This window comes from Rhodococcus jostii NBRC 16295 (assembly GCF_001894825.1).
GTDB lineage: Bacteria > Actinomycetota > Actinomycetes > Mycobacteriales > Mycobacteriaceae > Rhodococcus_F > Rhodococcus_F jostii.
Genome location: NZ_BCWY01000182.1, coordinates 1 through 4901, shown reverse-complemented (window position 1 = coordinate 4901; position 4901 = coordinate 1). Strand labels below are relative to the sequence as shown.

General features: G+C 65.9%; 9 protein-coding genes and 1 tRNA gene. 4 read left to right on the top strand and 6 right to left on the bottom strand.

The features are described from left to right. Positions 1-713: CobD/CbiB family cobalamin biosynthesis protein (locus tag RJ1_RS44370; protein WP_073371029.1), on the bottom strand; the 713-nt coding region annotated here is incomplete at its 3' end. A gap of 49 nt (positions 714-762) precedes the next feature. On the opposite strand from RJ1_RS44370, the gene RJ1_RS44365 reads away from it, so the two are divergent. Next, on the top strand, positions 763-1125 hold the full coding sequence (locus RJ1_RS44365; protein ID WP_073371026.1) for a DUF5655 domain-containing protein: 363 nt from the start codon (positions 763-765) through the stop codon (positions 1123-1125). A 362-nt stretch (positions 1126-1487) separates the two neighbouring features. Continuing rightward, positions 1488-1667: a hypothetical protein gene (locus RJ1_RS44360; protein WP_073371031.1), complete on the top strand. Its 180-nt coding sequence runs from the start codon at positions 1488-1490 to the stop codon at positions 1665-1667. 4 nt (positions 1668-1671) lie between these two features. On the opposite strand, the gene RJ1_RS44355 is transcribed toward RJ1_RS44360, so the two are convergent. Next, positions 1672-1872: a hypothetical protein gene (locus RJ1_RS44355; protein WP_073371023.1), complete on the bottom strand. Its 201-nt coding sequence runs from the start codon at positions 1870-1872 to the stop codon at positions 1672-1674. Positions 1873-2006: 134 nt separating this feature from the next. Between RJ1_RS44355 and RJ1_RS44350 the strand changes: the two genes are divergently transcribed. Both RJ1_RS44350 and RJ1_RS44345 read left to right on the top strand, forming a co-directional pair. Next, positions 2007-2522 (top strand): GbsR/MarR family transcriptional regulator, encoded by a 516-nt coding sequence (locus RJ1_RS44350; protein ID WP_073371020.1) that lies wholly within the window; start codon positions 2007-2009, stop codon positions 2520-2522. Then, positions 2515-2775, top strand: a complete 261-nt coding sequence (locus RJ1_RS44345) for a hypothetical protein (protein WP_073371017.1) — start codon at positions 2515-2517, stop codon at positions 2773-2775. The genes RJ1_RS44350 and RJ1_RS44345 overlap by 8 nt, the downstream gene beginning before the upstream one ends. Before the next feature lie 53 nt (positions 2776-2828). Here RJ1_RS44345 and RJ1_RS44340 read toward each other — a convergent pair. From RJ1_RS44340 to RJ1_RS44325, 4 genes are all read right to left on the bottom strand, one after another. After that, positions 2829-2900 (bottom strand) — tRNA-Val (locus RJ1_RS44340). A 32-nt stretch (positions 2901-2932) separates the two neighbouring features. Continuing rightward, entirely contained in the window at positions 2933-3397 is a 465-nt protein-coding gene (locus RJ1_RS44335) for a peroxiredoxin (RefSeq protein WP_073371014.1), read from the bottom strand. A gap of 42 nt (positions 3398-3439) precedes the next feature. Next, positions 3440-3865: a DUF3052 domain-containing protein gene (locus RJ1_RS44330; RefSeq protein WP_005247829.1), complete on the bottom strand. Its 426-nt coding sequence runs from the start codon at positions 3863-3865 to the stop codon at positions 3440-3442. Positions 3866-4033: 168 nt separating this feature from the next. Then, positions 4034-4570, bottom strand: a complete 537-nt coding sequence (locus RJ1_RS44325; RefSeq protein ID WP_073371011.1) for an Rv2240c family protein — start codon at positions 4568-4570, stop codon at positions 4034-4036. Positions 4571-4901 lie beyond the last annotated feature (331 nt).

Sequence of the window (4901 nt, the reverse complement as noted above, 5' to 3'; positions counted from 1 at the left end):
CGCCACGCCTGCCACGCCTCCCGCGGCGACCCGCCAACCGTCGGCGCGGCGGCCACGGACAGTGCGCCGGTCAGGCGGGCGGGCAGCAGGTTGAGAGCGTCGTCCCACCGCGCCGCGGCCCAGCCGAAGTTGCGGTACTTCGGCGAGCGGTAGCCGACCATCGCGTCGAGTGTGTTGGACGCCCGGTAGACGAACAGTCCGGGGATGCCCGCGACCGCGCCCCACACGAACGCCCCGACGGCCGAGTCGGACGTGTTCTCGGCCACCGACTCCAGCGTCGCCCGCGTGAGCCCGTCGACACCGAGCACGCTGGGATCCCGGCCGCACAGGGACGGCAGCAGGGCGCGCGCCGCCGCGAGGTCGTCGGTGTCGAGGTGCGCGGCCATGGCCGACCCGGTCCGGCCCAGCGACGTTCCACCGAGCACGGCCCATGCCGCGACGGCCGTACCGGCTGCCTCGCCGGCCCATCCCCCGCGCCGCGCCACCCGTGAGGCGGCGATTCCCACACCCGCCGCGCCGCCGACGAGGACCGCGACGTGCAGTACCCCCGACAACCGAGAGTCGCGGTACGTGACCTTCTCCAATGCCATTGCCGTGCGGCCGAATCCGGACACCGGATGCCACCGGGCCGGGTCGGCGAACACACGGTCGGCGGCGAAGCCGAGGAGCAGGCCGGCCGCGCGGGCGGTTCCGGGACGGGAGGTTCGATGCACGCCGCTATTTGTATCAACTAACGTTGCAGTCGATGTAAAGGAGCGTCCCATGAGTGCCGCGATCGACGAGTACCTGGCAGGCAAGGACCCGGACGCCACCGAGCGCCTGCTGCAGTTCCGTGACCTCGTTCTGGCGTGCGGGGAGGTGGACGAGCGGGTCCACCGCACCGAGATCGCGTGGGCCCGCACCCGCGTCTTCGCCGCCGCATTCATCTATTCGTCGCGGCTCGAGATCGCGCTGGACCTGCGTCGGCGCATCCACCATCCGCAACTGCGGGAGGCGTTCCCCACCACCAAGACGGTGATCACACACCGCTTGACGATCACGTCCGACGATCAGCTCGACGGCACCCTGACGGACCTTCTCGCCGAGGCGTACGAGACCGTGGGTCCGGGCACGCGCGCTCGATAGCGAAGACCTGGCCGGACCGGCAGTATTGCGCACCGATACGCTCGAATCCCGCGCAATAGCGTGCTCGTCACACGATCCGCGGGCAGCTGCGCACGGCGCACACGTTCCGGTCGGAATGTCGGATTCCTGAACTTCTGCCGAGTATCTCGCCAAGCGGCCTTTCCGGCGCCTACCATGGTAAATGCCGCCTCGTTCCCCCCCATTCAGGGGCGGCGCACGGCCCCGCCCTGCTCACATCTTCGGTGCTGACTCAACACACCCACGTGGCCCGGCGGGGTTCTGCGCGTCTGGGGTCGGAAATTCGTATGTGCATCGGCGTGTGGGGCATTGGAATCGCCGACTGCGACTGGGACGATCGAATGGTGAGCAGCGACGTGAGGAAGCTGGGCGACGACCAACTGGTCGCCCTGCTGGACGAGCACCGGGCACTTCTCGGGGAGTCGATCGCGAACGACTACGGCAGCGAAACGGTGCGCAGCGTCATGATCCGGATCGCGGAGTTCGAGGCGGAGGTCGATCGCCGCGGCTCCGCGACGCGCTGACGAGCTACGACCGGGACGTGCGGGACGTGGCGGGAGCGGACCAGACGGACGCAACTCCCCCATTTTCCTCGTAGCGGTCGATCTTCACGATGGCCGCCCCGGATTCGGTGTGCGGCCGGTGCGTTTCGTTGACGGCCTGGAAGTCGGATTCGAAGGTCTTGTCGCTCGACGTGCCGTTGCGCAGCGTCACCTTGTACCTGGGCATGTCAGGAATATGCCACTGCCGGCGAAGCTCCGGGCTATGAACAGGTGAACTCCACGAAACCTGTCGTCACTTCACCTCAGCACTGAAATAACACACATATGTGTTATTTCAGTCAGAACTGCTAAATTAGTGTCGTGCCGTCCGACACACAGCTGATCTTCGCCGACCACGTCGGCCGCTTCTACGCACGCCAGTACGGGTTTCCGCCGATGGCGGGACGTCTGCTCGGATACCTGTTCGTCTGCGATCCGCCGCAGCAGACGATCGACGAGCTGGGTGAGGCACTGCTGGCGAGTCGGAGCGCCATCACCGGCGCAGTGAAACTGCTCGAGGGCTATCGGATGGCGCGGCGGACCCGCGTGGCCGGCGAGCGGGTGGACCGCGTGAGTCTGGATCCGGCAAGTCAACAACCGCAGAATTTCGATTCCGCGCTCCACGAGGAACATGCGGCGCTGTTCCGGGAAGGCTTGGCGTTGCTCGCCGACGCTCCACCCGAACGCCGCGCCCCGCTCGAGGAGATGGTCGCTCTGGCCGAGTTCCTCAGCGAGAGACTGCCTGCGCTGCTCGACGAATGGCACGCACATCGCGACGAGCTTCGAGATCGGCACACGAGGAAAATCGATCGAGCAGAGGAAGGTCATCATGACTGAATCCGAAATATCCGCCCTGCGCGAGCAGGCCGACAACGGCGATCCGACGGCAATCGACCTCCTGATCGAACTCGCCGGCGAGCGGGGCGACATGGCCGAGCTTCGCCGCCTCGCCGACAACGGAAGCTCCGATGCGGCCGACCAACTCATCGAAGTCGCCACCGAACTCGGCGACCTGGACGAACTCCGCCGCCTCGCCGACAACGGAAACATCACCGCCGCCGAGCAGCTCATGGAGCTCACCGAGGAATGAGACGAGAAAGCCCCGGTGCGCGGGCGAACGCACATCGGGGCCTTGCCTGACGGTGGGCGCGGAGGGTTTCGAACCCCCGACCGCTGGTGTGTAAAACCAGAGCTCTACCACTGAGCTACACGCCCGAACATCCGGCGAGAAACTCGCCGGATGCGCATCAGGACTCTAGCGTGGCAAGCGCTTTCTCCCAAGCTCCCTGGTCACGGGCCTCTCCGGGTCCGTTCATCTCGGCGAACCGGATGACGCCTTCCTTGTCGATGACGAAGGTGCCGCGGTTCGCGAAGCCCAGCTTCTCGTTGAAGACGCCGTACTGCTCCGCGACGGCGCCGTGCGGCCAGAAGTCGGCGAGCAGCGGGAAGGTGTACCCCTGCTCGGCGGACCAGATCTTGTGTGTCGGCGAAGCACCGACGGAGAGCGCCAGGATCGCGGTCTCGTCGTTCTCGAACTTCGGCAGCTCGTCGCGAACCTTGCAGAGCTCACCCTGGCACGTTCCGGTGAACGCCAGGGGGTAGAACACGAGCAGGACGTTCTTCTTTCCGCGGTAGTCGGAAAGCGTCACCTCCTGGTTGTTCTGATCCTTGAGGGTGAAATCGGGGGCGGTGGTGCCCACCTCGAGCGGCATGACGGTGTTCCTTCGGTGAGTGTGATGGAAAGGGGTGACGGTTCAGCGCTTGTTCGCGGGACGCGACTTCGGCTGAACCAGACGGCTTCCCGACCAGTCCCCGAGGTTTGCCGCAGACGTCTGGGTGAGACCGGCTGTAGGAGCGGACTCGGCGATCTCGCTGGGCTCCACGTGACCGGGCTGACCGGTCTTGGGTGTGAGGACCCACACGAATCCCTCGTCGGCCAGCGGGCCGATGGCATCCATGAGGGCGTCGACCAGGTCTCCGTCTTCGTCGCGCCACCACAGCAGCACGACGTCGATGACCTCGTCGGAATCCTCGTCCAGTAGTTCTCCACCGATGGTGTCCTCGACCGCGGCACGCAGGTCGTCGTCGGTGTCCTCGTCCCAGCCCAGTTCCTGTACCGCCATGTCGGCAGTGATCCCGAGTTTCTGAGCGTAGTTTTGGGCGTCCGCCGCGGCGACCACGGTGGGGTCCTCCTTTTGTTGACGGTGCTCGGATACCCGAACACCTGCTGGATGAAGATCAATTAGGTGAAAGCGAACATGCTCGGACGCTTTCGCGCAAGCCGACCGCGCGAATTTTTCTCAGAAAGTAGTGATGCGCGGTCATCGACCGAGCCTACGGTGCGGGAGTCACGATGTGGGGCAGGCTGCCCGAATCGAGTCGCTGAGTTCGTCTCCGCGGCTTGCGAGAGTGTTCAGATTGTCTCCGCGTTGCCCGCCGTCGACGGCGGCCGCGAGATCGCGGTAGTTGTTCACGTAGTCGGTCAGCAGTCCGGTCAGCTCGGCGGGAAGCGACGGAATGGAGGCATTCGCCCCCTCGGCGGCTGCCCGTAGCGCCACGGCCGCGGCACTCGCTTTGGCGCCGGTGTCCGCGGCGTCGGCGTTGGCCGCGTCGATGAACGCGTTGTAGGTGTCGATGGTCTCCCCGGCACGGGTGACGAACATCGTGCATTGCGTCACGAGTTCCTCCCGCTCGGCCGCGGCCTTCTGTGAGGACGACGCGGCCACCGATGACGACGTCGCCTCGGCCGCATATTCGGCGGCCTGGGAATCGTTCTGCTGCGCTGTCCCCTCGATCGCGCTGCCACATCCGGCGATGACGCCGGCACCGACGATCGCCGCGGCGGCGGCACTCGCCAGCCTCCAGCGGCACGTCGACGTGCGCATTCGTCTCCCCCATGTTTTCGACGACATCGATAAATTCAACATTCGGCCCCGGATCTGCGCAAACGCTACCGAAGAGTAACCCGAGCAGAGTGTGCCGACTGCGCCGCAATGGGGAAAGATGAGGGTCGCGCCATATTCATAAAGGAGATGGATCGGGCCTAACAAGGCCGCGATCGCATGGAGAGGACGCCACACCGCGCGTCCCACCACAATGAGGAGCAACGTTGTCAGACCTGATCCAGGGACCCGCGTCTCAACCGGATTCCGCCACACCCGGCGCCGGAGCGGCCCAACCTTCCAACCCCAGTGCGACCCCGGGTTCCGACGGCCG

Bases quoted from the DNA above. Each gene is read 5' to 3' on its own strand.
- RJ1_RS44365 (WP_073371026.1), top strand. From the start codon at position 763: ATGAGTGCCGCGATCGACGAGTACCTGGCAGGCAAGGACCCGGACGCC.
- RJ1_RS44355 (WP_073371023.1), bottom strand. From the start codon at position 1,872: ATGCCCAGGTACAAGGTGACGCTGCGCAACGGCACGTCGAGCGACAAG.
- RJ1_RS44345 (WP_073371017.1), top strand. From the start codon at position 2,515: ATGACTGAATCCGAAATATCCGCCCTGCGCGAGCAGGCCGACAACGGC.
- RJ1_RS44335 (WP_073371014.1), bottom strand. From the start codon at position 3,397: ATGCCGCTCGAGGTGGGCACCACCGCCCCCGATTTCACCCTCAAGGAT.
- RJ1_RS44325 (WP_073371011.1), bottom strand. From the start codon at position 4,570: ATGCGCACGTCGACGTGCCGCTGGAGGCTGGCGAGTGCCGCCGCCGCG.